21 protein-coding genes and 3 pseudogenes are annotated in these 26,612 nt (G+C 75.1%); 18 read left to right on the forward strand and 6 right to left on the reverse strand.

Annotated features, from left to right (window positions below; genetic code table 11):
• Window positions 1–25: 25 nt before the first annotated feature.
• Complete coding sequence (locus ACZ411_RS05845; protein WP_464169147.1) at window positions 26–757, reverse strand: SOS response-associated peptidase; 732 nt, start codon at window positions 755–757, stop codon at window positions 26–28.
• A gap of 191 nt (window positions 758–948) precedes the next feature.
• On the opposite strand from ACZ411_RS05845, the gene ACZ411_RS05850 reads away from it, so the two are divergent.
• The 8 genes from ACZ411_RS05850 to ACZ411_RS05885 all read left to right on the forward strand — a co-directional run bounded on the left by ACZ411_RS05850 (window position 949) and on the right by ACZ411_RS05885 (window position 7,931).
• The gene (locus ACZ411_RS05850) at window positions 949–1,854 is read left to right on the forward strand and encodes an ABC transporter ATP-binding protein (RefSeq protein WP_094115744.1); all 906 of its coding nucleotides are present in this window, start codon (window positions 949–951) and stop codon (window positions 1,852–1,854) included.
• Window positions 1,851–2,546: an ABC transporter permease gene (locus tag ACZ411_RS05855; protein WP_094115745.1), complete on the forward strand. Its 696-nt coding sequence runs from the start codon at window positions 1,851–1,853 to the stop codon at window positions 2,544–2,546. Before ACZ411_RS05850 ends, ACZ411_RS05855 begins: the two co-directional genes overlap by 4 nt.
• Window positions 2,543–3,268, forward strand: a complete 726-nt coding sequence (locus ACZ411_RS05860) for an ABC transporter permease (RefSeq protein ID WP_464169150.1) — start codon at window positions 2,543–2,545, stop codon at window positions 3,266–3,268. Before ACZ411_RS05855 ends, ACZ411_RS05860 begins: the two co-directional genes overlap by 4 nt.
• Window positions 3,269–3,281: 13 nt before the next feature.
• Window positions 3,282–4,211, forward strand: a complete 930-nt coding sequence (locus tag ACZ411_RS05865; protein ID WP_094115747.1) for an ABC transporter substrate-binding protein — start codon at window positions 3,282–3,284, stop codon at window positions 4,209–4,211.
• Between the two features lie 141 nt (window positions 4,212–4,352).
• The gene (locus tag ACZ411_RS05870; RefSeq protein ID WP_258070104.1) at window positions 4,353–4,802 is read left to right on the forward strand and encodes a DUF3618 domain-containing protein; all 450 of its coding nucleotides are present in this window, start codon (window positions 4,353–4,355) and stop codon (window positions 4,800–4,802) included.
• Window positions 4,799–6,040, forward strand: coding sequence for a type III polyketide synthase (locus ACZ411_RS05875; protein WP_104291078.1), 1,242 nt, complete (start codon window positions 4,799–4,801; stop codon window positions 6,038–6,040). Before ACZ411_RS05870 ends, ACZ411_RS05875 begins: the two co-directional genes overlap by 4 nt.
• Complete coding sequence (locus ACZ411_RS05880; protein WP_464169153.1) at window positions 6,040–6,744, forward strand: class I SAM-dependent methyltransferase; 705 nt, start codon at window positions 6,040–6,042, stop codon at window positions 6,742–6,744. The genes ACZ411_RS05875 and ACZ411_RS05880 overlap by 1 nt, the downstream gene beginning before the upstream one ends.
• On the forward strand, window positions 6,741–7,931 hold the full coding sequence (locus ACZ411_RS05885) for an FAD-dependent oxidoreductase (protein ID WP_464169155.1): 1,191 nt from the start codon (window positions 6,741–6,743) through the stop codon (window positions 7,929–7,931). Before ACZ411_RS05880 ends, ACZ411_RS05885 begins: the two co-directional genes overlap by 4 nt.
• Here ACZ411_RS05885 and ACZ411_RS05890 read toward each other — a convergent pair.
• Together ACZ411_RS05890 and ACZ411_RS05895 are read right to left on the reverse strand one after the other, a co-directional pair.
• Window positions 7,924–8,770, reverse strand: a pseudogene (locus ACZ411_RS05890) (UbiA family prenyltransferase). The gene ACZ411_RS05885 and the pseudogene ACZ411_RS05890 overlap by 8 nt on opposite strands.
• Window positions 8,767–9,237 (reverse strand): GNAT family N-acetyltransferase, encoded by a 471-nt coding sequence (locus ACZ411_RS05895; protein ID WP_094115753.1) that lies wholly within the window; start codon window positions 9,235–9,237, stop codon window positions 8,767–8,769. The pseudogene ACZ411_RS05890 and the gene ACZ411_RS05895 overlap by 4 nt, the downstream one beginning before the upstream one ends.
• Before the next feature lie 57 nt (window positions 9,238–9,294).
• Here ACZ411_RS05895 and ACZ411_RS05900 point away from each other — a divergent pair, with 57 nt between their 5' ends.
• Window positions 9,295–9,819, forward strand: a complete 525-nt coding sequence (locus ACZ411_RS05900) for an N-acetyltransferase family protein (protein ID WP_464169158.1) — start codon at window positions 9,295–9,297, stop codon at window positions 9,817–9,819.
• A gap of 320 nt (window positions 9,820–10,139) precedes the next feature.
• On the opposite strand, the gene ACZ411_RS05905 is transcribed toward ACZ411_RS05900, so the two are convergent.
• Window positions 10,140–10,631 (reverse strand): hypothetical protein, encoded by a 492-nt coding sequence (locus ACZ411_RS05905; RefSeq protein ID WP_104291056.1) that lies wholly within the window; start codon window positions 10,629–10,631, stop codon window positions 10,140–10,142.
• Between the two features lie 427 nt (window positions 10,632–11,058).
• Here ACZ411_RS05905 and ACZ411_RS05910 point away from each other — a divergent pair, with 427 nt between their 5' ends.
• From ACZ411_RS05910 to cydC, 4 genes and pseudogenes are all read left to right on the forward strand, one after another.
• A complete protein-coding gene (locus ACZ411_RS05910) occupies window positions 11,059–12,471 on the forward strand; it encodes a cytochrome ubiquinol oxidase subunit I (protein ID WP_464169160.1) in 1,413 nt (470 codons plus the stop codon).
• Window positions 12,472–12,473: 2 nt separating this feature from the next.
• Window positions 12,474–13,478 carry a cytochrome d ubiquinol oxidase subunit II gene (cydB, locus tag ACZ411_RS05915; protein WP_104343162.1) on the forward strand — a complete coding sequence of 335 codons (1,005 nt, stop codon included), beginning with the start codon at window positions 12,474–12,476 and terminating at the stop codon, window positions 13,476–13,478.
• A gap of 7 nt (window positions 13,479–13,485) precedes the next feature.
• Window positions 13,486–15,173 (forward strand): annotated as a pseudogene (cydD, locus tag ACZ411_RS05920) (thiol reductant ABC exporter subunit CydD); the annotation flags it as partial.
• Window positions 15,174–15,324: 151 nt separating this feature from the next.
• Window positions 15,325–17,097, forward strand: coding sequence for a thiol reductant ABC exporter subunit CydC (gene cydC, locus ACZ411_RS05925; RefSeq protein WP_464169163.1), 1,773 nt, complete (start codon window positions 15,325–15,327; stop codon window positions 17,095–17,097).
• Between the two features lie 14 nt (window positions 17,098–17,111).
• Here cydC and ACZ411_RS05930 read toward each other — a convergent pair whose 3' ends face one another.
• Window positions 17,112–17,651 carry an aminotransferase class IV gene (locus ACZ411_RS05930; protein WP_464169165.1) on the reverse strand — a complete coding sequence of 180 codons (540 nt, stop codon included), beginning with the start codon at window positions 17,649–17,651 and terminating at the stop codon, window positions 17,112–17,114.
• A 325-nt stretch (window positions 17,652–17,976) separates the two neighbouring features.
• On the opposite strand from ACZ411_RS05930, the gene ACZ411_RS05935 reads away from it, so the two are divergent.
• The 5 genes and pseudogenes from ACZ411_RS05935 (at window position 17,977) to holA (ending at window position 26,197) form a co-directional block, all read left to right on the forward strand.
• Window positions 17,977–19,476, forward strand: coding sequence for an anthranilate synthase component I family protein (locus tag ACZ411_RS05935; protein ID WP_464169167.1), 1,500 nt, complete (start codon window positions 17,977–17,979; stop codon window positions 19,474–19,476).
• Between the two features lie 51 nt (window positions 19,477–19,527).
• Window positions 19,528–22,087: pseudogene (gene leuS, locus ACZ411_RS05940) on the forward strand (leucine--tRNA ligase).
• A gap of 825 nt (window positions 22,088–22,912) precedes the next feature.
• Complete coding sequence (locus tag ACZ411_RS05945; RefSeq protein WP_464169280.1) at window positions 22,913–23,332, forward strand: ComEA family DNA-binding protein; 420 nt, start codon at window positions 22,913–22,915, stop codon at window positions 23,330–23,332.
• Complete coding sequence (locus tag ACZ411_RS05950; RefSeq protein WP_464169169.1) at window positions 23,329–25,035, forward strand: ComEC/Rec2 family competence protein; 1,707 nt, start codon at window positions 23,329–23,331, stop codon at window positions 25,033–25,035. The genes ACZ411_RS05945 and ACZ411_RS05950 overlap by 4 nt, the downstream gene beginning before the upstream one ends.
• A gap of 133 nt (window positions 25,036–25,168) precedes the next feature.
• Window positions 25,169–26,197 (forward strand): DNA polymerase III subunit delta, encoded by a 1,029-nt coding sequence (holA, locus tag ACZ411_RS05955; protein ID WP_104343155.1) that lies wholly within the window; start codon window positions 25,169–25,171, stop codon window positions 26,195–26,197.
• A gap of 88 nt (window positions 26,198–26,285) precedes the next feature.
• Here holA and rpsT read toward each other — a convergent pair whose 3' ends face one another.
• Window positions 26,286–26,549, reverse strand: coding sequence for a 30S ribosomal protein S20 (rpsT, locus tag ACZ411_RS05960; RefSeq protein ID WP_012038238.1), 264 nt, complete (start codon window positions 26,547–26,549; stop codon window positions 26,286–26,288).
• Between the last annotated feature and the right edge of the window lie 63 nt (window positions 26,550–26,612).

A 26,612-nucleotide genomic window follows, 5' to 3' on the forward strand; every position in this document is an offset into this window, starting at 1 on the left:
CGGGCGGGCGCCGCACGGCCGGGCGTCACATCGCTCGGGCGAGCTCGGCGGTGTCGGGTGCGCCCTGGTCGATCCCGGGGCCGACCTCGTCGATGGCCAGCTCCTCGACCACGTCCTCCGCCTGGGCGGCGACGGCGCGGAGCAGGTCGGGCGTCCCCTCGGCGGTGGGGTCGAGCCACTCCTCGACCACGTCGGGCGACAGCACGACGGGCATGCGCTCGGCGAGCGCCTCCACCGTGCCGGCCGACGGGCGGGTGAGCACGGCGCAGCTGAGGACCCAGCGGGCCGGGTCGTCGGCGGCCCGCGCCGGGTCGCGCCACCACTCGTACAGCGCGGCCAGCAGCACCACGCCGTCGCCGGCCCCGACGAGGTACGGGGTGCGGAGGCCGTCGTCCGTCTCGTGCCACTCGTAGTAGCCCGAGACGGGGACGGCCGCGCGTCGCGACACGAGCGCCTGCAGGAGCTCCGGGCGGGCCGCGAGCGACTCCGCGGGCACCTCGGCGAGCGGCGGGCCCTGGTCCGGTCCCGGCGACCCCGCGGGGACGAGCCCGAGGCGCGCGGACTCGAGGCGCCGGACGGGTACCTGGTCCTCCGTGTCGCCCTCCGCGCGGCGCGGGAGCGTGTCGACGACGACCGCCACGCGCTGTCCGGGCGCGATGCGCCAGGAGGGGGCGGGGACGTCCGCGCCGGCGTGGTCGACGTCGAGCAGGTCGACGAGGTCGGCGGTGTCGGTGGCCCGGGCCAGGATGCGCGTCATGCCCTCCATCCTGGCCGAGACGCCCGACGCCGCCGCGCGCGGGCGCCCTCCCGCGCACTATCCGCGGAAGGGCCCAGATGTTACGAAGTGGCGACATCCATCGTGCGGGTACGAACGATCTGCGGGCGACGTGGTTCCCTGGTGTGCCTGGCAAGTGTCGATTCGTAGTGCCTACGAGGAATGAGCCACCCATGATCGAGTTCCACCACGTCCGCAAGCAGTACCCGGACGGCACGCTCGCCATCGAGGACTTCAGCCTCGTCGTCCCCTCGCAGACCACCACGGTCCTCGTGGGATCCTCCGGCTGCGGCAAGACCACCCTCATGCGCATGATCAACCGGATGGTCGATCCCTCGTCCGGCCGCATCGAGATCGACGGCACGGACATCGCCACGCAGGACGCCGTGAAGCTCCGGCGCAGCATCGGCTACGTCATGCAGAACTCCGGCCTCCTCCCGCACCGCAAGGTCGTCGACAACATCGCGACCGTGCCGCGCCTCACGGGCGTCGACAAGCGGAAGGCCCGCGAGGACGCCCTCGCGCTCATGGACACCGTGGGCCTCGACCGCTCCATGGCCGACCGCTACCCGTCGCAGCTCTCCGGCGGCCAGCAGCAGCGCGTGGGCGTGGCCCGCGGCCTGGCTGTCGACCCCAACATCCTCCTCATGGACGAGCCCTTCGGCGCCGTCGACCCGCTCGTGCGCGACGACCTGCAGCAGGAGCTCATCCGGCTGCGCACGCAGCTCGACAAGACCGTCGTCTTCGTGACGCACGACATCGACGAGGCGTTCCTGCTCGGCGACCAGGTGGTGATCCTCGAGAAGGGCGGCCGCATCGCCCAGCAGGGCACGCCGCAGGAGATCCTCTCGAACCCCGCGAACGACTTCGTGCGCGACTTCGTGGGCGCCGACAAGGGCAAGCGCGCGCTCCACCTGGAGGAGACCGGCACGGGCCGCGTCCTCGTCGACCGCGACGGCCGGCTGGTCGGCGTCCTCGACGACGCGGAGCGCACCGCCCGGGCCTCCGCAGCCGCCGCGACCGAGGCGGGGGCCGCGCACGCCCCCGGTGCTCCGGCGCAGGGTGCGGGACCCGCGTGAACTGGGTCCTCACGAACATCCAGACGGTGCTCGACCTGGCCGTCGCGCACATCGCGCTGGCCGCGCCGCCCATCCTCATCGGGCTGCTGCTCTCCCTCCCGTTCGGCTGGCTGGCGAACCGCTACCGGCCGGTCCGCGGGCCGCTGCTCACGCTCGGCGGCATCCTCTACACGATCCCGTCGCTGCCGCTGCTCATCGCGATCCCGGCCATCATCGGCACCACGATCATCGACCCGCGGAACGTGGTCGTCGCGCTCACGGTCTACGCGCTCGCGCTCCTCGTGCGCATCACGTCGGACGCGCTGGCGGCCGTGCCGGAGGACGTGAAGCAGTCCGCCACGGCCATGGGCTACTCCGGCTGGGCCCGCTTCTGGCGCGTGGAGCTGCCGCTCGCGGGGCCCGTGCTCCTCGCGGGGCTGCGGGTCATCTCCGTCAGCACGGTGAGCATGGTGACCGTCGGCGCGCTGACGGGCATCCAGAGCCTCGGGACGATCATCCTCAACGGATACCGCCGCTCGTTCTACACGGAGATCCTCACGGGCGTCGTCGGCATCCTGCTCATCGCGCTGGTCTTCGACCTGCTGCTCCTGCTGGCCGGCCGGCTCCTCATGCCGTGGTCGTCGGTCGCCTCCACCCCGCGCGGGCGCCGCGCCCGCCGCCGCGCGCTCGTGGCCCGAGGGAGCTCCCTGTGAACCAGTTCGCCGAGGCCTTCCAGCTCCTCCTCGACCCGTCCCGGTGGACCGGGACGGGCGGTTACGCCTTGGGCCTCCGCGACCACCTCTGGTACACGTTCCTCGCCATCGCCCTGGCGTCCGTCGTCGCCGTCCCCGCGGGGCTCTACATCGGGCACACCGGCCGAGGACGCAACATCGCGGTGGGCCTGTCCGGCGGGCTCCGCGCCCTGCCGACGCTCGGGGTGCTCGTCCTCCTCGGGCTGTACTTCGGGATCGGGCTCACCGGGCCCATCGTCACCTTCGCGATCCTCGGCATCCCGCCGCTGCTGGCGGGCGTGTACGCCGGCGTGCTGGCCGTCGACCGGGCGACCATCGACGCGGCGCGCGCGGTGGGGCTCACCGAGTGGCAGATCCTCGGCCGCGTCGAGATCCCGCTCGCCCTGCCGCTCATCATCAGCGGCTTCCGCGCGTCGACCCTGCAGGTCATCAGCACCGTCACGCTCGGGGCCTACCTCGGCCTCGGCGGCCTCGGGCCGTACATCTTCACCGGCCTCACGACCCGGAACTTCCCGCTGATGCTCAGCGGGGCGATCCTCGTCACCGCCCTCGCGCTCGTGGTCGACGCCGTCTTCGCCGTCGTCCAGCGCCTCGTGATCCCGCGGGGCGTCGTCGCCGCCTCGGGACGCGCCCCCGTCTCCGCCCGGACCTCGTCGAGGCCGGCGGTCAGCACCACCTCCTGAAAGGAACACAGCAATGTCCCACAGCATCTCCCGCCGGCTCCTCGTCGGCACCGTCGCGCTGGGCACCGCGATGGCCCTCGCCGGCTGCGCGTCCGGCGACCCCCTCGACACCTCGGGCGAGGCGGCCTCCACCGCCCCGAGCGACACCATCTCCGTCGGCTCCGCCGCGTTCGGCGAGAACGTCATCCTCGCCGAGATCTACGCGCAGGCCCTCGAGGCCAACGACGTGAAGGTCACCCGCAACCTGCAGATCGGCGAGCGCGAGGTGTACCTCAAGGCGCTCGAGGAGGGGTCCATCGACCTCATCCCCGAGTACACTGGCAACCTGCTCTCCGCCTACGACACGGAGTCCACGGCCACGTCCAGCGACGACGTCTACTCGGCGCTCGGCGACGCCCTGCCCGACGGCTTCGAGGTGCTCGACGAGTCGCCCGCCGAGGACAAGGACTCCTACAACGTCACCAAGGAGTACTCCGAGACGAACGGCGTGACCAGCCTCGCGGACCTCGCGGACAAGGGCGCCATCAACGTCGGCGGCGGCGCCGTGCTGGGCGAGCGCGAGTACGGCATCCCCGGACTCACGGACGTCTACGGCATCGACGCGACCCTCGTCACCATCGAGGACCAGGGCGGCCCCAACACCGTCAAGGCGCTCCTCGACGGCCAGGTGCAGATCGCGAACATCTACTCCACCACGCCGTCGATCCTCGACAACGGGTTCGTCACCCTGGAGGACCCGGAGAACCTCATCAAGGCGCAGAACGTCGTGCCGCTCGTCAACACGGCGAAGATGAACCCGGACGTCACGGCGATCCTCGACGAGGTGTCGGCGGCCCTGACCACCGAGGACCTCACCGAGATGAACCGCCGCAACCAGGGCGACGAGAAGGCGGAACCCGCCGCCATCGCCGCCGACTGGCTGAAGGACAAGGCCCTCTTCTAAGGGGAGCCGGCCGGGCGGCGACGCCCGGGACACCCGCGAGGGGCCGTCGCGCGAGCGCCGGCCCCTCGCGCCGTCACCGTCCGCCCGGGCGGACGGAGCATGATGGACGCACCGCTGTCCGACCGACGAAGGAGCCCGCGCATGGCGAAGAAGAAGTCCCCGACCGGCGAGGTGAGCGTCCTCGGCGCCGTGACGACCGTGGCCCGCGAGGTGCGCAAGCACAAGACGGTGGCCGAGTCCGCGCCGCGCGGCGAGGGCGCGAACATCCCGCCCGCTCCCAAGCGCAGCCCCGAGGAGCTGAAGCGCGACATCCAGGCGGGCCGCGACGAGCTCGCCCGCACCGTCCGCGAGCTCGAGACCGCCCTCGACGTGCCCGCGCGCGCCTCCGAGCTGAAGGCCGACGCCGCGGGGCGCGCCCGGGCGATCCGCGACGATGTCACGGCCCGCGTCCGCTCCACGACCGACGACGTCTCGCGGCGCACGCGGGAGTTCACCCGGAAGGACCCCGCCCTCGCCGCGTCGATCGGTGCGGGCGCCCTCGCCGTCGTGCTCGCGGTCGGTGCGGCCGTCGTCTCCGGCGGCCGACGCTGACCGCCTCGATCCGCTCCATCGCCACGGCGGTGCCGCCGACCGTGATCCCGCAGGACGGCGTCCGCGACCTGTTCGGCAGCCAGCCCGAGCTCGGGCGCCTCGGCACCCGGCTGGTGTCCGCGGCGTTCGGGGCCTCCGGGATCCGCACGCGCCGCACGGTGATCCGCGAGCTCGGCACCGCCCCCGGCATGGCCGACGGCGACGCGGCCGGGCCGTCCCTCCCCGCGGGAGCCGACGAGGCCGAGCCCGTCTTCTACGACCGCGCGAGCGGGCGGATCCTCACGCCGGGGACCGGGGCGCGCAACGACGCGTACATCCGCGAGGCGCGCCCGCTGCTGCTCGAGGCGGCACGCGGCGCCGTCGCCGAGGCCGCGGGCATCGACGCCGCCGACGTCACCCACGTGGTGACCGTGTCGTGCACGGGCTTCTACGCGCCCGGACCCGACTACGACGTCGTGCGCGGCCTCGGCCTCCGCGCCTCCACCCAGCGCTTCCACCTCGGGTTCATGGGCTGCTACGGCGCCTTCCCCGCGCTCCGCATGGCCTCCCAGTTCTGCGCCGCCGACCCGGACGCCGTCGTCCTCGTCGTGTGCGTCGAGCTGTGCTCGCTGCACCTCCACTCCTCGGGCGACGCCGACACCATCGTCGCGTCGTCCGTGTTCGGCGACGGCGCCGCCGCCGCGGTCGTGACCGCGCGGACCGCGCCCACCGGATCCACCGTGCTCGACCTCGACGCGTTCGAGACCGTCCTCACGCCCGTGGGCGAGGAGGACATGGCATGGACCATCGGCGACCAGGGCTTCGACATGATCCTCTCGAGCTACGTGCCGCGGATCATCGACGACCACATCACCGGCGCGCTCGAACCGCTGTGGGCCCAGGTCCCCGAGCTGGGCGGCATCGCGCCGACGGGCATCGAGCGGTGGGCCATCCACCCGGGCGGGCGGAGCATCCTCGACCGCGTCGAGGACCGGCTGTCGCTCACGCCCGGCCAGCTCGAGCCGTCGCGCTCCACGCTCGCCGAGGTCGGCAACATGTCGAGCGCGACGGTGCTGTTCGTGCTGCGGCGGATCCTGCACGGCACGCCGCCGGCCGACGTGCCGGGCGTCGCGGGGGAGGCGCTCGTCGAGCGCGACGCCGCGCCCGTCGAGGGACCGGGCACGGGTCGCGTGTGCGCCATGGCGTTCGGCCCCGGCCTCACGGTCGAGACGGCGCTGATGACGCTCCGGACCGCCTGATGGACCTCTCCCGCCGCGACGTCGGGCTCACCGAGCTCATGGACGACCCCGGCTGCGACCCGGAGGCCCTCGCGCGGACGTACGCGCGCTTCGGGATGGTGAACCGCGTCGTGGCGGGTTGGCGCGGCGTGTACCGGTCGCGGATCCGCCCGACGCTGTCGGCCGAGCGGGCGACGACGCTCCTCGACATCGGCTCGGGCGGGGGAGACGTGCCGCTCGCGCTCGCGCGGTGGGCGCGGCGCGACGGGCTGCGGCTCTCGGTCACCGGCATCGACCCGGACCCCCGGGCGACCGCGTTCGCGCAGGCCCGACCGGCGGATCCCGACGTGCGCTTCCTCGCGGCGTCGAGCGCGGACCTCGTGGCGGAGGGCAGCCGCTTCGACCTCGTGACGAGCAACCACGTGCTGCACCACCTCGACGATGGCGCGTTCGACGCGCTCCTCGCCGACTCCGCCGCCCTCGCTCCGCGGGCGCTGCACAGCGACATCGCGCGCGGCCGCCTCGCCTACGCGGCCTACGGCCCGGCGTCCCGGCTCGTCGCCCGCGGGTCGTTCGTGCACGTCGACGGGCTCCGCTCCATCCGCCGCAGCTGGACCGCCGCGGAGCTGGCGCTCCGCGTGCCGCCCGGGTGGCGCGTCGAGGGCGCCGTGCCGTTCCGGGTGCTGCTCGTGCGGGATCCGGCCGCCGGTCGCGCGCACCCGTGAGCCGCGTCGACGTCCTGGTCGTGGGCGGCGGCCCCGTGGGCATCCACCTCGCGGCGCTCCTCGCGCAGGCCGGGCTCGACGTGCGCGTGTGGGAGGCCAGGCTCCATCCGGCGACCCTGTCGCGCGCCATCGGGATCCATGCGCCGGCCCTGGACGCGTTCGACCGGCTCGGCGTGGCGGACGAGATGGTCGCCGAGGCCGTGCTCGTCCGGCGCGGCATCGCCCGCGGGCGCGACCGGGAGCTCGGGCGGGTCTCGTTCGACCGGGTGTCGACCGGGCATCCGTACGTCGCCGCGCTGCCGCAGTGGCGCACCGAGACGATCCTCGGGCGACGCCTCGACGGCCTGGCACCGGGAGCCGTCCACCGGGGAGTGACGCTCACCGGGCTCGACGCCGATCCCGTCGACGCCCCGGGCGGGCGGGTCCGCGCGTCGGGCCGGGACGCGGAGGGCGCGGGCGTCGAGGTCTCGGCCCTCCTCGTCGTCGGGGCCGACGGCACGCGGGGCGCGATGCGCGGGATCCTCGGCATCGGGGTCGACGAGCGCGAGATGCCGGACCGCTTCCTCATGGGCGACGCCCCGGACGCCACGGAGGCGGGGGACGACGCGGTGGTCACGCTGCATCCCGACGGCGTCGTCGAGTCGTTCCCGCTGCCGGGCCTCCGGCGCCGCTGGGTCGTCGGGATCCGCGACGGGCAGGGCGCTCCGGGCACCGCGGAGGACCTCGCCCGCATCGTCCGCGACCGCACCGGGCACGCGGTCGACGCGGCGACGCTCGAGACCGTGAGCGGCTTCGGGGTCCGCCGGCGGCTCGCGCGCCGGATGGCCTCCGGACGGGCCCTGCTGATCGGGGACGCCGCCCACGAGATCAGCCCCATCGGCGGGCAGGGCATGAACCTCGGCTGGCTCGACGCCGACACCCTCGCGCCCGTCCTCGTCGACGCCGTGCGGCACCGCGGCGGGCTCCTGGATGCCCCTCGCGTCGCCGCCTGGGAGCGGGACCGCCGGGCGAGCGCGCGGCGCGCCGCCGTGCAGGCCGAGATCAACACGGCGCTCGGCCGACCGGTGCGCGGTCTCACGCGGCTCGTGCGCGACGCGGGGCTCCGCGCCGTGCTCGCCTCGCCCGCCGCGGGGGCGCTCGCCTCCGTCTACGCCATGGGACGGGACGCGGCCGCGCGCGTCAGGTGAGGCGGGTGGCGTTCAGCGCCACCTGGGCGACGAGCAGCAGCGACGCCGCCATGATCAGCTGGAACAGCAGGCGGCCGGGCGGACGGGTGACGACGCGCACCGCGCCCCACGCGGCGATGCCCAGCGTGACGACGAGACCGGCGACGGCGAGCGGCGTGACGGCGTGCGCGGGATCCGCGATCACCGGCCCGGCCGCCGCCACGACGGCGCCGAGCGCGAGCGCGCCGAAGGCGACGAGCCCCGAGGGCACCCGGCCGAGCCGGTGCGGCAGCCCGCGGACACCCGTGCGGGCGTCGTCGTCGAGGTCGGGCAGCACGTTGGTGAAGTGGATGGAGACGCCGAGCACGGCGCCGGTGGCCACGGCCCACGCGGCCGCCGGCACGGGATCGGCCGCGCCCAGCGCCACGACCGTCGGCAGGATGCCGAACGCGACGATGAACGGGACCACGCTGAGGGCCTGTGCGCTTGAGGCCCGCGTTGTACGCCCATCCGGAGCCCACGAGCACGACGTGCGCGAGGAGGAACGCCGGGCCGAGCGCGGCGGACGCGACGAGGCACGCCGCCGCCGTGCCGAGCGCCGCCGCGCGCACCTGGCCGACCGTGACCTCCCCGCGCGCGACGGGCTTGTCGGCGCGGGCGACGCTGCGGTCCCGCTCGGCGTCGATCCAGTCGTTGGAGAGCCCGATGGACAGCTGCCCGAGGAGCACCGCCAGCGCGACCGCGACCACGCGCCCCGCCCCGTAGCCGAGGGCGACGGCGAGACCGGCCGCCAGCACCGTGACGGTGGCGGTGGGGCCCGGGTGGGAGGAGAGGGCGAGGAGCCGCAGCCGCCGGATCACGTGAGCGTCAGCCCGTAGCAGCGCGAGCCCTCGGAGTCGGCGTAGGCGCCGAAGCGGGGGATCTCCGCCCAGCCCTCGCGGCGGTAGAACCGCATGGCGTCGGGCTGCTCGGATCCGGTCTCGAGCACCAGGTCGACGACCCCGAGGTCGCGGGCCGCGGCCTCGAGGGCACGGAGGAGGGCGGTGGCCACCCCGGTGCCGCGCGCCGACGGGACGACGTACATGCGCTTCAGCTCCGCCCACGGGACGCCGGGGGAGCGCTCGCCGAGCAGCCGGATCCCGCCGCAGCCGATCGCCGCGCCGGATGCGTCCCGGGCCACGAGGAACGCGGCCATGTCGGCCGCGGTCGGCTTCGTGCCGGGCTCGGTGTCGCCGCCGTAGCGGACGTCGAGCTCGACGCGCTGGGCGGCGCGGAGGCGCGTCGCGTCCTCGTCGTCCCAGTCGACCCGGGAGATGGTGCAGTCCATGCCTCGATCCTGCCGCACCGGCCGGGTCCGCCCGACCTCGGCCGGTAGCCTTCCGGGATGAGGATCCGCCCCGCCGAGCCCCGCGACATCGACGACCTGCTCGCGATCCGGAACGACGCCATCCTGCGCTCCACGGCCCTGTGGACCGACGAGCCGGTGGAGCGCGCGGAGCGCGAGGCGTGGTTCCGCGAGACGACGGAGGCGGGCGACCCGATCCTCGTGGCGGAGGTGGAGGGCGAGTTCGCCGGCTACGGCACCTACGGACCGTGGCGGCGGATGTCGGGCTACCGGTTCTCCGTGGAGGACTCGGTCTACGTGCGCGACGCCTTCCACGGCCGCGGCATCGGCCGCGCGCTCGTCGAGGCGGTCGTCGAGCACGCACGGGCCGCCGGCAAGCACGCCGTCTTCGCGGACATCGAGGCGGGGAACACGGGCTCCATCCGGCTGCACGAGCGCCTGGGGTTCCGACAGGTGGGGCTCCTGCCCGGCATCGGCTGGAAGTTCGGGCGGCCGCTGGACCTCGCGATCCTGCACCTGCCGCTGGTCGACGACGCGACGGCCGCAGACGCCGTGCTCGGCTGAGCCCCGGCAGACGGTCGAGAGACCTGGCACGCTCGGACGGCAGGGGACGGACGGTCGAGAGGCCCGGCACGGGGCGCGGGAACGCCACGGGTGCCGGGCCTCTCCGGTGACCTCGGCCCTTCGGGGGGACGGGGAGATCGCCGTGGTCCGGGAGCCGTCCTGTCCGGGGGGGGTGGACGGACGGGCTCGTCGGGGTTGCGAGCGCCTGACCCAAGGGGGGGGGGTAAGGGCCGTGCGCTCGATATGAACCCTACCCGGGTCCCCCATAATGCGGACACCGGGGGATGGCCCCAGAAAGAGGGGCGTCGGTGGGGTCGACGTCAGTCCTGGGACTCGTCCAGCTCGCGGCCGCCGACGGCGACGACGGCGTCGCGGAGGGCGTGGAACTGCTCGACGGTCAGGCCGTTGCGGAGGAGGTAGGGCTCGACGCCGCCGCGGCCCGCGAGGGAGTGGAGCGCCTGGATGACGGGTGCGGGATCTCCCGCCGCGGCGTGCTGCGCGGCGTCGCGCACGTCGAGGCCGCCCGCCACGAGCGCCAGGGCGACGACGAGGGCGTCCTCGACCGATGCGGTGCGGGCGTCGAAGCGCGCCGCCGGGATCCCCGCGTCGAGGCGGTCCGCGGCGTCGGCGACCCGGCCGGTGAGCCGGGCGCCGTCGGCGGCGAGGAGCCCCACGAAGGCGGACGCGGGCGCGCTGGAGGCCGACTGGCCCGAGGAGGACGCGGACGAGGACGCGCCTGCGGACGCGGCCGGCGCCGCCGCGGGTCGCGGTCCGAGGTCGGAGGCCGGGGAGGCGGGTGCGGAGGAGGTCATGGCGGCGGCCCTTCGGTCGACGTGCGCGGTGCGGGTGCGGCGGTCCGGCGGATCCGGGCGGCCGGCGGGCGACGGGGCCGGCGGGCGGCTCCGCGGGGTGGCGGGCGCACCGGGTCGACGCCGATCCGGTGCGTGCCCCGAGCGTCGCCCGGCCGGGTGAACGGCGGGTGTCGTGCGTCCCGCCACCCGGCGAACGCGACCCGGCGGGGATCCTCCACGGATCGTCGCCGGCCACTCGCGCCGATCGTCTACAAGTCGTAGAATCGAGGTGTCGCGATGGAGCCTCGAACCGCACGATCCGCCCTCCACAGGAAGCGCAGCCGGTCGCCATGACACCGCACCCCGCCCCCGCCGAATCGCCGCACCGCGCCCGAGAGCCGCGCCCCGACAGCCGCCGCCCGCGCACCGGCATGAGCGGGGCAGGCCGGTGAACGAGCTGCTCGATCCGCTCGTCCTCTCCCGCTGGCAGTTCGGCCTGACGACCGTCTACCACTTCCTCTTCGTCCCGCTCACGATCGGCATGGCCTTCGTCTGCGCGATCTACCAGACCGCGTGGGTGCGCACGGGTCGGCAGCACTACCTGCGGCTCACGCGCTTCTTCGGCCGCATCTTCCTCATCAACTTCGCGATGGGCACCGTCACCGGCATCGTGCAGGAGTTCCAGTTCGGCATGAACTGGTCGGAGTACAGCCGGTTCGTCGGCGACGTCTTCGGCGCGCCGCTCGCGCTCGAGGGCCTCCTGGCCTTCTTCCTGGAGGCCTCCTTCATCGGCCTCTGGATCTTCGGCTGGGACAAGCTGCCGAAGCGCCTCCACCTCGCGTCCATCTGGGTGGTGTCGATCGCGTCGATCCTCTCGGCGTACTTCATCCTCGCCGCGAACGCCTTCATGCAGAACCCGGTGGGCTACCGCATCGACGAGGAGCGGGGGAGGGCGGAGCTCACCGACATCTGGGCGCTGCTCACCAACAAGGTCGCCCTCGCCGCGTTCCCGCACACGATCTTCGCGAGCTTCATGTGCGCCGCGGCGGTCATCATCTCGGTCGCCGCCTGGCACCTGTCCCGCAACCAGCACCTGGAGACGATGATGCCGGCGATGCGCTTCGGCATGTGGTTCATGGTCGTCTCGGGCGCGCTGACCATCCTCTCCGGCGACCAGCTCGGCCTCGCCATGGTGCAGACGCAGCCCATGAAGATGGCGGCGGCGGAGGCGCACTACGACACGTCCTCGGGCGCCGCGGCGTCGTTCTCCGTGTTCCCCTGGGGGACGCCGGACGGGTCGAGCGAGCTGTTCTCCATCCGCATCCCCTACCTGCTGTCGTTCCTCTCGACCCACACGCTCGACGGCACGGTCGAGGGCATCAACGACCTGCAGGCCCAGTACGTCGCGAGCTACGGCCCCGGCGACTACACGCCCACCATCTGGGTCACCTACTGGGCGTTCCGCTGGATGATCGGCTTCGGCATGGCCGCCATCGGCGTGGCCGTCGCGGGCCTGTGGCTCACGCGCCGCGGCCGGGCCATCACGCGCCCGTGGATGTGGCGGGTCGCCATCTGGGCGGCCCCGCTGCCGCTGCTCGCCATGACCGTGGGATGGATCTTCACGGAGATGGGCCGCCAGCCGTGGATCGTGTTCAGCCTGCTGCAGACCGCGTCGGCGGTGTCCCCGAACGTCACCGGGATCCAGGTGCTCATCTCGCTCGTCGCCTTCACCCTCGTCTACGGCTCGCTCGCCGTGGTCGAGTTCCGCCTCATCCTGAAGGCCGCCCAGCGGGGCCCGGAACCGGAGCAGGAGCCCGATCCGGAGACGGGCGAGCTCGTGCGCGAAGCGAGCGTGTACTGACCATGGACCTCCCCCTCCTCTGGTTCGGCGTCATCGCCTTCCTCTTCGTCGGCTACTTCGTGCTCGACGGCTTCGACTTCGGGGTGGGCATGAGCCTGCCGTTCCTCGCGAAGGACGACACCGACCGGCGCGTGCTCATCAACACCATCGGGCCCGTGTGGGACCTCAACGAGACGTGGCTCATCGTCGCGGGCGCCGCGCTCTTCGCGGCGTTCCCCGAGTGGTACGCGACGCTGTTCAGCGGCTCCTACCTGCTGCTGCTCGCGATCCTCATCACGCTGATCCTCCGCGGCGTCTCGTTCGAGTACCGGCACCAGGGCGCCTCGGACCGCTGGCGCGGGTCGTTCGACCTGATGATCGTCGTCGGCTCCGTCGTGCCCTCGTTCCTCTGGGGCGTCGTGTTCGCCAACGTCGTGCGCGGCGTGCCGATGGACGCGGACCACGACTACACGGGGTCGACCCTCGACCTGCTGAACCCGTACGCGCTCCTCGGCGGGCTCACGACGCTGTCGCTGTTCCTCGTCAACGGGCTCCAGTTCGCGGCGCTCAAGACGGACGGGCCGATCCGGGCGCGCGCCCGCCTGCTGTCCATGCGCGTCGGGGCGGCGACCATCGTGATCGCCGCGGCCTTCCTCCTCTGGACGACGCTCGCGCACGGGTCGGCGCTGTCGGGGCTCGTCTCGGCCCTCGCGGCCGTCGCGCTCGTCGCGTCGTACCTCGCCAACGTGCGAGGACGCGAGCGGTGGGCGTTCGGACTGCTCGCGGCGACCATCGCGCTGGCCGTCGCCAGCCTGTTCGCGGCGCTGCACCCGTTCGTGATGCCGGCCTCGAACGACCCCGCGAACGGGCTGACGCTCGCCAACGCGTCGTCGTCGCCGTACACGCTCACGATCATGACGTGGGCGGCGGGCTTCGCCCTGCCGCTGATCCTCGCGTACCAGGCGTGGACGTACTGGGTGTTCCGGAAGCGCATCACGCGCGCCGTGATCACGCGGGCCGCCCACTAGCGGCGCCGTGAAGCCCCTGGACCCGCGGCTGCTGCGCTATTCGGCCGCGGCCCGCACCATGCTCGCGGTCGGCGCGCTCGTCGGCGTCGTGCAGACCCTCGCCCTCGTCGCCTTCTGCTGGTCGCTCACGCAGCTCGTCGTGCGGGCGGTCGACGGGGCCGCCGCGGACGCGCTCGGGCCCGTCCTCGCGATGGCGATCGCATCCGCGCTCGTGCGCGGCGCGGCGGCCTGGCTGCTCGACGTGGTCGGCGCCCGCGGCGCGGCGCAGGTGACCGCGGAGCTCCGCCGGCGGGCGCTGCGGGCGATCGCCGACCTCGGTCCGGCCTGGACCGCCTCCCGCAGCCGGGCGCGCCTCACCACCGTGGTGGGACCCGGGCTCGCCGCCCTCGAGCCGTACTTCTCGCGCTACGTGCCCCAGCTCCTGCTCACGGCGCTGGCGACGCCCATCGTGGTGGCCGTGCTGCTCGTGCAGGACCCGGTCACCGGCATCACCGTGATCGCGACGCTGCCCGTCATCCCCGTCTTCATGGTGCTCGTCGGGTGGGCGACGCAGGAGGTGCAGCGGCGGCAGTGGGCGCGCCTGACGGAGCTGGCCTCCGGCTTCCTCGACGTGGTCGACGGTCTCTCGACCCTGCTCGTCTTCGGGCGCGCCCGGCGGCAGACGGCGCGCATCCGCCGGGTCACCGAGGAGTACCGGGTGGAGACGATGCGCGTGCTGCGCATCTCGTTCCTCTCCGGCTTCGTGCTCGAGCTCGCCGCGTCGCTGTCGGTGGCGCTCGTGGCCGTGTCGGTGGGCGTCCGCCTCATCGGCGGCACGCTCGACCTCGAGGTGGGCCTGTTCGTGCTGCTCCTCGCGCCCGAGGCGTTCCTGCCGCTCCGGCAGGTGGGCGCGCAGTTCCACGCCGCCGCCGAGGGGGTCGCGGCCTCCGACGACCTCCTCGGGATCCTCGACGAGGAGCGGACGGGACGGGGATCCGCCGCCGTCCGGGCACCGGGGGACGACGCGCGGGACGGCGCGGTGGACGGCGGGATGGGCGGCGGCTCGGCCGGCACGTCGGTCGGGGACGCCCTCGTGGTCCGCGACCTCGCCCTGTCCCCGGGCGACCGGCCCGTGCTCGCCGGCGTCTCGGCCCGCTTCCCGCGCGGGCGGGTGACCGCCGTGACGGGACCGAGCGGGGCCGGCAAGACGTCGCTCGTGCAGGCGCTCCTCGGGCAGCTGCCCGCCACGGGCGCGATCGGGGTGGGTCGGCGGGGACGGTGCCGCGGGATCCGGGCTCCGGCCCCTCCATCCGAGCCAGATCGCGTGGGCGGGGCAGCGGCCGGGCCTCATGGCGGGCTCCGTCCGCGAGAACGTCGCGCTCGGCGTGGCCGATGCCGACGACGCGCTCGTGCGCCGCGCGCTCGCGCTCGCCGCGGCCGACGGCATCGACCCCGACCTGCGCCTCGGGGTGGGCGGGCAGGGCCTGTCCGGCGGGCAGGCGCAGCGCGTCGCCGTCGCCCGCGCCGTGCACCGCGCCCTGGCGCTCGACTGCCCGCTCGTGCTGCTCGACGAGCCGAGCTCGGCGCTCGACGCGGCCGCCGAGGCGCGGCTGGCCGTGGGGATCCGCGCGCTCGCCGACCAGGGGCGCGCCGTGGTGGTGGTCAGCCACCGCGCCGCGCTCGTGCGCGGGGCCGACGCCGAGCTGCGGTTGGGCGCCGCTCCTGAGGATGCCCCGACGGGACGCGCCGCGCCTGGTCGGCGAGGAGCTACGCGCATGCCGGGAGACCCCGGCGACTCCGTGGACGCCGCCGACCTCGGTCCGGTGCGCATCGCCCCCGAGCCCGCCTGGCGCGCGCAGGTGGCGCCGTGAACCGCGACGACGTCCTGCGCCTCGCCCAGCCGCCCGCGCGGCGCGCGCTGCCCGGGCTGCTCGCGGGCCTCGCCGGCGCTGCCGGGGCCGTGGCCCTCCTCGCGACCTCCGCGTGGCTCATCACGCGCGCGTCCGAGCAGCCGCCCATCCTCTTCCTCGGCATGGCCATCGTGGGCGTCCGCGCCTTCGCCCTCGGTCGCGCGGCGTTCCGCTACCTGGAGCGCCTCACCAGCCACGACGCGGCCTTCCGGGCCCTGGCGACGCTGCGCGTGGGCGTCTTCGAGCGGATCCTGCCCTTCGCCCCCGCCGGCCTCCGCGACACCCGGCGCGGCGACCTCCTCGCCCGGCTCGTCGGCGACGTCGACCGGCTCCAGGACCTCCCGCTGCGCGTCGTGCAGCCGCTGGCCGTCTCCGTGCTGGTGCAGGTCGCGAGCGTCGCGGTGGTGTGGGCGGTGCTGCCGCCGGCCGGGTTCGCGCTGCTCGTCGTGCTCGCCGCCTCCCTCGTCGTCGGGGTCGGGGCGACGTCCGCGCTCGCCGGCCGCGCCGAGACGCGGATCGCGCCGCTCGAGGCGCGGCTGCAGGACCTCGTGCTCGACCTCGTCGGGAGCCTCGACGTGCTGACGGCCTACGGTGCCGTCGAGGCCCGGCTCGCCGAGCTCGACCGGGCCGCGGGCGAGCTCCGGCGGGCCGTCCTCCGCAGCGCGGCCGCCGCCGGCGCGACGACGGGCATCGTGCTCGCGGGGACCGGCGCGGTCGCCGCGTGGACGGTGCTGCAGGGGGTCCCCGGCCTCGCGTCCGGAGCGCTCGACCCCGCCTGGCTCGCCCTCGCGGCGCTGGTGCCGCTCGCGCTCGTCGAGACGGCGACATCCGTGCCGATCGCCGTCCAGGCCTGGCGGCGCGTGCGCACGAGCGCCGAGCGCGTGGCCGGCGTGGTGCCCGCGACGCTCCCCGGCGAGATCCCGCGGGAACCTGCCGACGACGGTCCCGCCGACGACGGTCCCGCCGACGACGGTCCCGCCTACGACGCTCCCGCCGCCGACGCTCCTGCCCACGACGCTCCTGCCCACGACCCGCCGGACGCCGGGCGGGGCGGGGCGACGCTCGAGATCCGCGACCTCGTGACCCGTTGGCCCGGTGCCGTGGCGGATGCCCTCGCGCCGGTGTCGCTCGTCGTGCGGCCGGGGGAGACCGTCGTCGTGCGCGGACCGAGCGGGTCGGGCAAGTCCTCGCTCGCCGCGGCGCTCGTCCGCTTCCTCGAGTCTCGCGGCACGTTCCTCCTGGACGGGCGGGACGCGCGCTCTTCGGCCCCGTCGGCCGTCCGCCGCGTCGTCGGGCTCTGCGAGCAGGCGCCGCACCTGTTCGACGCGAGCATCCGGCAGAACCTGCTGTTCGCCCGCGAGGACGCCGACGACGCCGAGCTCGTCGCCGTGCTCGACCGGGTCGGCCTCGCGGGCTGGGCCGCGGAGCGCGGCGGCCTGGACGCGCGCGTCGGCGACCGCGGCGGCCTCGTGTCCGGGGGTCAGGCGCAGCGCATCGCCGTGGCGCGCGCCCTCCTCGCCGACTTCCCGGTGCTCGTCCTGGACGAGCCCACGGCGGGCGTCGACGCCGAACGGGCCCGGGCCGTGCTGCGTGACGTGCTCGCCGCCGCGCGCGACCGGGGCCGGGGCGTCCTGCTGCTCACGCACACGGAGGTGCCCGCGGACCTCGTCGACCGCACGGTGCGGATCGGGCCGGTCGGGGGCGATGCGGACGGCGGCGCGGCGTCCTGATCCGTGCCCGGGGATCAGCCCGCCGGCAGCTCGCGGCGCAGGGCCTCGAGCCGCGTGCGCCAGGCGCGCACCCGGCCGGGCTCCGCGGCGGTCGCGGGCCCGTCGATCCAGCCGCGCACCAGACGGATCCCGTGCAGCGCGCTGACGGCCCACACCTCGCGTCCGTCGAGGTCGACGGGCCGCACCCGGTCGTGGAGCACGTCGACCCCGAGCGCCGTCGCCAGGGCGACGATGCTGCGCTCGGTGACGCTCGGGATCCGCGGCACGTCGCCTTCGACGACGGCGAGGGCGTCGCCGTGCCACCAGAGGATCGCGCTGTAGGCGCCCTCGACCACCGTGCCGTCGGCGGCGAGGATGACCGCCTCCCCGGCCCCGTGGCGCGCGGCGCGGCTCCGGAGGGCGCCGAGCGCGTGCAGGTCGGGGCCCTTGACGCGCGGCATCGTGCGCGGGTCCGGACCGTCGTGGTCGCGGAGCACGACGGAGGCCGTGCGCTCCGGCGCGGGACGCAGGAGGAGCCGGGCCACGTCGCCGCCCGGTCCGCGCAGCGCCTCCACGCGCGGGAACCACGCGCCCTGACGGGGAGGGCGGCGACCGCGGCCTCGAGGAACGCGGCGGGATCCGGCACGGCCGCCGACTGCAGGCGGAGCGCGGCGAGGAAGCGCTGCCGGTGCACGTCGAGGGCGAGCACGCGACCGTCGTCGACCAGGAACGAGTCGGCCGCGAGCACGCGGTGGCCCTCGGGGCGCACGGCCTCCGCTCCGCCGCCGTCCTCGGCCTCCGGCGCCCAGCCCGCGGCCGTCCACCGGAGGATCGTCTCGGAACTCATACCCTTGAGGCTAGGCGGCCGCCGGGTGCGCCCACGACACCGGGAGGCGGAGCATGCAGCAGCCCCACGCGCGGGCCGCGCGGCCGGTGGTCGGGCGGCGGCTGGCTGCCTGGCATGATCCCCGCGACGTGTTCCTCCACCTGCACGCCGACGAGGCGGCGGGCGACGTGGCGTGGCTCGACGACTCCGCGGGGGAGGGGTGGAGCTACCTGGCCGGATCCTCGGGGACGGTGACGGAGTGGCCCGACGGCGTGTTCGCCGGGCTGGCGGCGATGCTCCCCGCGGCCGTCGACCCGGGCACGCCATCCGCCGGCCCGGACCTCCCGGCCGGCCTCGCGTTCCGGCTCGGCGTCCTCGGCTGGATCCCCCACGACGCCTGGCCCGAGACCGTCCCGCTCCACCACGCCCCGCCCGCCGCCCGGACGCCGATCGACGCGCCAGGTCCCGTCCCGGCCGCCGTGCTGCGCGTGGAGCGCCTCCTCGCGTTCGACCACGCGACGCACGAGGTCTGGGCCGTGGCGCGTGAGGGGGACGCGTGGACCGGCGCCGTCGAGGCGGAGCTCACGCGGGTCGCGGCCTCCGCGGCGCCGCGGCCGGTCGACCCCGTCGCGGGCGCGCGCGCGCAGGGCGACGCGGGCGACCACGACGACCTCGACGCGCCCCCCGCCTGGCGACACGACGACGCGGCCTACCTGCGCCTCATCCGCTCCTGCCAGGCCTCCATCCGCCGCGGCGACGCCTACCAGCTGTGCCTCACGAACAGCGCGACGCTCCCCGGCACGGTCGACCCGGTGCGCGTCCACCTGGCCCTCCGCGCCCTCAGCCCCACCCACCACGGCGCGTTCCTCCGCATCGGCGGCACCGCGCTCGTCAGCGCCTCACCGGAGCGCTTCGTCGAGGTCGACGGCGGCGGCACCCTGCGCACCCTGCCGATCAAGGGCACGCGCCCCCGCCACGCCGACCCGGTCGCCGACGCGCGCGCGGAGGCCGAGCTCCTCGCGAGCGAGAAGGAGCGCGCGGAGAACGTCATGATCGTCGACCTCATGCGCAACGACCTCAGCCGCGTCTGCGTCCTGGGCTCCGTGCGCGTCACGAGCCTGTTCGCCGTCGAGGGGTACGCGCAGGTGCACCAGCTCGTGAGCCGCGTCGAGGGCGAGCTCGCACCCGGCACGACCGCGGTCGACGCCGTGCGGGCCCTGTTCCCCGCCGGATCCATGACGGGCGCCCCCAAGTCCGCCGCCGTGGGCATCCTGGCCGCCCTCGAGGGCGGGTCGCGCGGCGTCTACGCGGGCGCGTTCGGCTGGTTCGGCGAGGACGGGCGGGCGGACCTCGCCATGGTGATCCGCTCGGTCGTGGTGACGGACGGCCGCGCCACGGTCGGCGCGGGCGGCGGCATCACCGCGCTCTCGGTCCCGGAGGAGGAGCTGGCGGAGGTGCGCGTGAAGGCGGCGCCGCTCCTCGCCGCCGCGCGCGCCGGCCGGATGCACCAGCAGGGCACCGCGCCCGGGCGGGCGATCGCCGCGGGTTCCGGAGCGGCCCGGCACGTTCACTAGTCTTGTCGAGGCCTTGACGGCCGCGACCCCCGCACCGAATCGAGAGCGCCCTTGGCACACGAGAACCCCGACACCCCCGGCGACACCTACGACTTCCGCGCCATCGAGGCCGAGTGGTCCGAGGTGTGGGAGCGCGAGCAGCCGTTCCGCACGCCGGACGCGAGCGACAGCCGCCCCCGCAAGTACATCCTCGACATGTTCCCGTACCCCTCGGGCGACCTGCACATGGGCCACGCGGAGGCGTTCGCGCTCGGCGACGCCGTCGCCCGGTACTGGCGCCAGCAGGGGTTCAACGTCCTGCACCCCATCGGCTGGGACTCGTTCGGCCTGCCGGCCGAGAACGCCGCCATCAAGCGCGGGGTCGACCCGCGCGAGTGGACGTACGCGAACATCGACCAGCAGAAGCGCTCCATGAAGCGCTACGGCCTCTCCTTCGACTGGGAGCGCGAGCTGCACACGAGCGATCCCGAGTACTACACGTGGAACCAGTGGCTGTTCCTCAAGATGCACGAGAAGGGCCTGGCCTACCGGAAGGACAGCTGGGTCAACTGGGACCCGGTGGACCAGACGGTCCTCGCCAACGAGCAGGTCCTCGCGGACGGCACGTCCGACCGCTCGGGCGCCGTCGTCGTCAAGAAGAAGCTCACGCAGTGGTACCTGCGCATCACCGACTACGCCGACCGCCTCATCGACGACCTCAACCAGCTCGAGGGCACGTGGCCCTCCAAGGTCCTCAACATGCAGCGCAATTGGATCGGCCGCTCCGTGGGCGCGGAGGTCGACTTCGTCATCGAGGGCCGGGACGAGCCCGTCACGGTGTTCACCACCCGGCCCGACACCCTGCACGGCGCGACCTTCATGGTCGTCGCGCCCGACAGCGACCTCGCGGCGGAGCTCGTCGAGGGCGCGTCGGAGGAGGTGCGGGAGTCCTTCCGCGGCTACCTCGAGCGCACGCAGCGCCTCAACGAGATCGAGCGCTCCACGACCGACCGGCCGAAGACCGGCATCCCCCTCGGACGCACGGCGGTCAACCCCGTCAACGGCGAGCGGATCCCGGTGTGGGCCGCCGACTACGTGCTCGCCGACTACGGCACGGGCGCCGTCATGGCCGTCCCCGCGCACGACCAGCGCGACCTCGACTTCGCGCGCGCCTTCGACCTGCCGGTGCGCGTCGTGGTCGACACCACGCAGCCGGTCACGGGCGCCATCCGCATCATCCCGGAGGACGGCGAGCTGCCCGACCTCGAGGAGGTCCTGCCGGGCCGCACGGGCGTGGCGCTCCCCGGCGAGGGACGCCTCATCAACTCCGGACCGCTCGACGGCCTCAGCAAGCAGCCGGCCATCAAGCGCGTCATCGAGCAGCTCGAGGCGGAGGGGCGCGGCCGCGCCGCGAAGAACTACCGCCTGCGCGACTGGCTCATCTCCCGCCAGCGGTTCTGGGGCACGCCCATCCCCATCGTCTACGACGAGCAGGGCAACGAGATCCGCGTCCCGGAGGACCAGCTTCCGGTGCGCCTCCCCGACACCGAGGGCCTCGACCTCACGCCGAAGGGCAAGTCGCCGCTGGCCGCCGCCACCGGATGGGCGAACGTGCCGAGCCCGGTCGACGGCAGCCCGGCGGTGCGCGATCCCGACACCATGGACACGTTCATGGACAGCTCCTGGTACTGGCTGCGCTTCCTCTCCCCGAACGACGCCACGAAGGCGTTCGACCCGGCCGACGCCGACCGCTGGGCGCCCGTCGACCAGTACGTCGGCGGTGTGGAGCACGCGATCCTGCACCTGCTCTACTCGCGCTTCATCACGAAGGTGCTGTTCGACCTCGGCTACGTCACGTTCACCGAGCCGTTCAGCGCCCTGCTCAACCAGGGCATGGTCCTGTCCGGCGGCAGCAAGATGTCGAAGAGCAAGGGCGGCGTCGACCTCGGCTCCGAGATCGACCGCCACGGCGTCGACGCCATCCGCCTCACCATGGCCTTCGCCGGCCCACCCGAGGACGACATCGACTGGGAGGACGTCTCCCCGTCGGGCTCGGCCAAGTTCCTCGCCCGCGCCTGGCGGCTCACGGGCGACATCACGAGCGCGCCCGAGGTCGAGTGGAAGACGGGCGACGAGGCGCTCCGCCGCGTCACGCACCGCTTCCTCGCGGAGGCGCCGGGCATGCTCGAGGCCTTCAAGTTCAACGTGGTCATCGCCCGCACCATGGAGCTCGTCAACGCCATCCGCAAGACCATCGACCAGGGCCCTGGGCGGCGGCGACGCCGCGGTGCGCGAGGCCACCGAGGTCGTCGCCGTCGCGCTCAGCCTGTTCGCCCCGTACACGGCGGAGGACATGTGGAAGCGCCTCGGCTACGAGGGCTCGGTGGCGTTCGCCGGCTGGCGGAAGGCCGACCGCAACCTCCTCGTCGTGAACACCGTCGTCGCCGTCGTGCAGGTCGACGGCAAGGTGCGCGACAAGCTCGAGGTCGACGCCCGCATCGGCGCCGACGAGCTGGAGGCCCTCGCCCGCGAGACCGCGGGCGTCAAGCGGTCGACCGCCGGCCGAACGATCGACAAGGTCATCGTCCGCGCGCCGAAGATCGTGAGCATCACCACCACGCCCGCCGGCTGACGGGGTCCGCGCCTCCCGGCGCGGTGAGAGCGAGCGAGGGCGTTCCGGACACGGGCCGCCCTCGCCCCATCCCAGGCGCGACCCGCCGCGGCGGTCCCCAGAGCCGAGTCGGGCGCGCGGTGCGCCGCGTCGCGCCCCTACCGTGCCGCCATGCGCCCATCCCGTCCTCCCCGCCCCGGACCCGGATCCCGACCCGACGACGGGGAGTCGCGCGCCGGCGGCGTGGCTGCGTGGGAGGCCTGGGGCGGGGAGACCGCCGGGTGGCCCGCATCCGCCGGGGAGTCCGAGGCGCGGCAGGAGCCCCGCGGGAGGCCGACGGGCTGGAACGCCTCCGACCGCGAAGACGGAGACGGCGGCGACCAGGACGGGGACGGCGGCGACAGGGGCCGCGGCGACGCCCTTCCCGGTCGTCGTGGCGCGCTGTTCGACGCGGCAGCGGCCGCCGGGCCCCCAGGCGCACCCGTGCCGTCGACCCGGACGCGCATCCGGCTCCGCGTGGGCGTGGGCGCCGCGGTGGCCCTGGTCGGCGCGGCGCTCGTCGCGGCGGTCCTCGTCACCGTCGTGCAGTCCGCGGCCGAGGGCCCGGCCTCGGGATCGACGACCCGCGCGGACGCGCAGGCATCCGAGGTACGGGAGGGCGACCGCGCCGCAGGTGGCCGGGCGGCATCGGCGGGGGATCCGGATGCCGTCGGTGAGCAGCCGGGATCCGCGGGGGGTGCCGCCGCACCGGCTCCCGACGCGGCAGACGCGGTCGACGGCGAGAGCGACGACGGGATCGGCGCTGCCGGGAGCGCGGGGAGCCCCCGGCCACCCATCTACGTCCACGTGGTCGGTGCCGTCGCCTCGCCCGGCCTGTTCCCGCTGGCGCCCGGCAGCCGCGTGGTCGACGCCCTCGCGGCCGCGCACGGCTTCGCCGACGGCGCCGACACGGAGGGCGTCAACCTGGCGCGCGTGCTCTCCGACGGCGAGCAGCTGGTGGTCCCGCGGCAGGGCGAGACCCCGGCCCCGGCCGCAGGACCTTCCGGCGCCGGGGGCGGCACCGCGACCGCCTCGGCACCGGTCGACCTCAACACCGCGACCGCCGAGCAGCTCGAGACGCTCCCGCGCGTCGGGCCGTCCCTCGCGGCGCGCATCATCGCGTGGCGGTCCGCGCACGGCCGCTTCGGCCGCGTCGCCGACCTCGGCCGCGTCCCGGGCATCGGCGACCGCACCCTGGCGTCGCTGACGCCGCTGGTCCGGGTGTGACGCCGGACGCGCGGCGCGCCTCCGGCACCCGGCGACCGTCCCGCGGCGCTGCTCCCCAGATCGACCTGCGCCTCGCCGTCCCCGCCGCGGTCGGCTGGGTCGCGACGGCCGCCGCCATCGGGGTCCGCGGCGCATCGTGTCCGTCCGCCGTGGCCGCGGCGGCGGTGGCCCTGACAACGGGGGCATCCGCGCTCGCGCTCAGCCGGTTACGGTGCATCCGCCGCCGCCGCCGCCGCCGCAGCCGCATCCGCCTCGACACCGGCACCCGCACCCGCACCCGCACCGGCGGCGATCGCCGCGTGATCCGCGTCCTCTGCGCCGTCGCGGTGTCCGCCTCGGTCGCGGCGCTGCTCCTCGGAGCCGCGGCAGCCCGGGAGCCGTCCCGCCATCCCGGCGCGCTCGAGGACGCGGTGACAACGGACGGCATGGTCGTCGCCGACGTGGTCCTCGACGAGCCACCGGCCGCCATGGCGGGCGGGGCTCGGCGACCGGGTGCCGGCACCGGTCGGCTGCGCCTCGTCGGACGCCTGACGACCCTGCACGTCGGCCGTGAGAGGGGCGGGGCGGTGCACGACGGCACGGTCGCCCTGCCGGTCCCGGTCCCCGTCGTGGTGTTCGCGACGGGCGGGACGCATCCGGGGCTCGCCCGCCTGGGCGTGGGCACCGCCGTGCGGATCAGCGCGTCGGTACGTCCCGCGGCTCCCGCCGACCGCGCCGCCTACCTCCTCCTCGCACGGGGAGCGCCGGAGACGGTCTCGCCACCGACGGGTGCCCTCGGACCCGCCGACGCCCTGCGGGCGGGCCTCTCCCGCGCCGCGGCCGACCTCCCCGGTCCCGGCGCGCGGCTGCTGCCGGGGCTCGCCATCGGGGACGTGTCCGCGGTCACGCCCGAGCTGTCGCAGACCATGAAGGACAGCTCGCTGACGCACCTGACGGCGGTGTCCGGCGCGAACTGCGCCGTCGTCGTGGGCCTCGTCCTGGCCCTGGCCGCCGCCGCGGGGCTCCGCCGTCCGCTCCGTGCGGTGGCAGCGTCAGCCGCCCTCGCGGCCTTCGTGGTCCTCGTCACCCCGCAGCCCAGCGTGCTCCGGGCTGCCGTGATGGCCGCGGTGCTCATCGCCTCCACGGCGTCCGGCCGGCCGGCGCGCGGCCTGCCGGTCCTGGCCCTCGCCGTGGTCGTCCTCGTCACGGCCGATCCGTGGCTCGCCCGTGACGTCGGCTTCGCGCTCAGCGTCCTCGCGACCGCCGGGCTCCTGGTGCTCGCCCCGCCGATCGCCGCGCGCCTGGGGCGTCGCATGCCCCAGCGCGTCGCGGGGGCCCTCGCCATCCCGATCGCCGCGCAGATCGCCTGCCAGCCGGTGCTGCTCGTGCTGCAGCCCGGCCTGCCCGTCCACGGCGTGGTGGCGAACCTCCTCGCGGAGCCGGCGGCCGCTCCCGCGACGGTCGGCGGGCTCGCCGCCTGCGTGCTCCTCCCGGTCTGGCCCGCCGCGGGCGGCCTCCTGCTGCGGCTCGCCTGGCTGCCCGCGTCGTGGATCGCCGCGGTCGCGGCGGTGATGTCCCGGCTGCCCGGCGGCCGGATCCCGTGGCCGACCGGGCCGGCCGGCGTCGTCGCCCTGGTCGTCGCGACCGCCCTGGCGATCGCGGTCGCGGCGCTCGGGTCGGCCGGCTCCGACCGGAGGCCGGGCGATGTCCCACCCGGCGGCTAACCTGGACGCGCCCGAACGCGGCGGCCCCGCAACGTGGGGGCGGCCTCGCAGTGCGTGTCGGCGCACGCAGCACGTCGCGCCGGCAGCGCATCGCGCGCGCAGGACGACCCCACCCCGACCCGGACGGAGCCGCATGGCCACCAGGACCTCCCGCAGCACGGCGGCCAAGCCGTCCGCGGCCATCCCGCAGCTCTCCTGGGACGCCGTCCGGCCGGCGCCGATCGTCCTCGTGTCCGGCACCGAGGCGCTCCTCGCCGACCGGGCCATCCGTCGGCTGCGCGACATCCTCACCGCGGAGGACCCGAGCATCGAGGTCTCCGACATCGAGGCGGACTCCTACGCACCCGGCGAGCTCATCACCCTCGCGAGCCCGTCGCTGTTCGCCGAGCCGCGCATGATCCGGGTGGTCAACGTGGAGAAGTGCTCCGACCAGTTCCTGCTCGACGCGGTCGCGTACCTGGAGTCCCCGGCCGACGACACGTACGTCGTCCTCCGCCACGCCGGGGGAGTGCGCGGCAAGAAGCTGCTCGACGCCGTCCGGGCGGGTACCGGCGGCGGCATCGAGATCGTGTGCGCGGAGCTGAAGAAGGACAGCGAGAAGCACGACTTCGCGGTCGCCGAGTTCCGCGCCGCCAAGCGCTCCATCACGCCGGGCGCCGTGCGGCAGCTCGTGGCGGCCTTCCAGGACGACGTGAGCGAGCTCGCCTCGGCGTGCCAGCAGCTCATCTCCGACACCGCGCACGAGATCACCGAGGTGACGGTCGACCAGTACTACGGCGGCCGGGTGGAGATCAACGCGTTCGCCGTGGCGGACTCCGCCATCGCCGGCCGCAGCGGCGAGGCCCTCGTGCTGCTGCGCCACGCGCTCGCCTCGGGTGCCGACCCGGTGCCGCTCATCGCGGCGTTCGCGATGAAGATCCGCACGATGGCGAAGGTCTCCGGGGTCTCCGGGGCCTCGGGCCAGCTGGCGTCGAAGCTCGGCATGGCGCCGTGGCAGGTCGACCGGGCCCGGCGCGACCTCCAGCTCTGGGACGACGCGGGACTCGGGCGGGCCATCGAGGCCCTCGCCGAGGCCGACGCGCAGGTCAAGGGCGGCGGCCGGGACGCCGTCTACTCGCTGGAGCGCATGGTCCGCACGGTGGCGTCGCGCGGCCGCGACTGACCCGCGGCTCCATCCCGCGGGGAGACGACGGGAGCACGACGAAGGGCCCCGCGCGATGCGCGGGGCCCTTCGTGTCGTCCAGGGGAGATCAGCCGATCTTGGCGACCTGCTTGGCGATCGCGCCCTTGCGGTTCGCGGCCTGGTTCTTGTGGATGACGCCCTTGCTGGCGGCCTTGTCGAGCTTCTTGCCCGCGAGGCTGACGGCCTTGACGGCCGCGTCCTTGTCGCCGGCGGTGATGGCCGTCTTGACGGAGCGGATGGCCGTCTTCAGCTCGCTCTTGACGGCCTTGTTGCGCTCCTGGGCCTTCTTGTTGGTGCCGATGCGCTTGATCTGCGACTTGATGTTTGCCACGTGTTATGTCTTCCGTTCGAGTTTTCGTCGTGTGAGTTGCCGCTCAGCGAGAGAGGGCGCCTG

It is taken from the genome of Clavibacter sp. AC415, assembly GCF_979252985.1.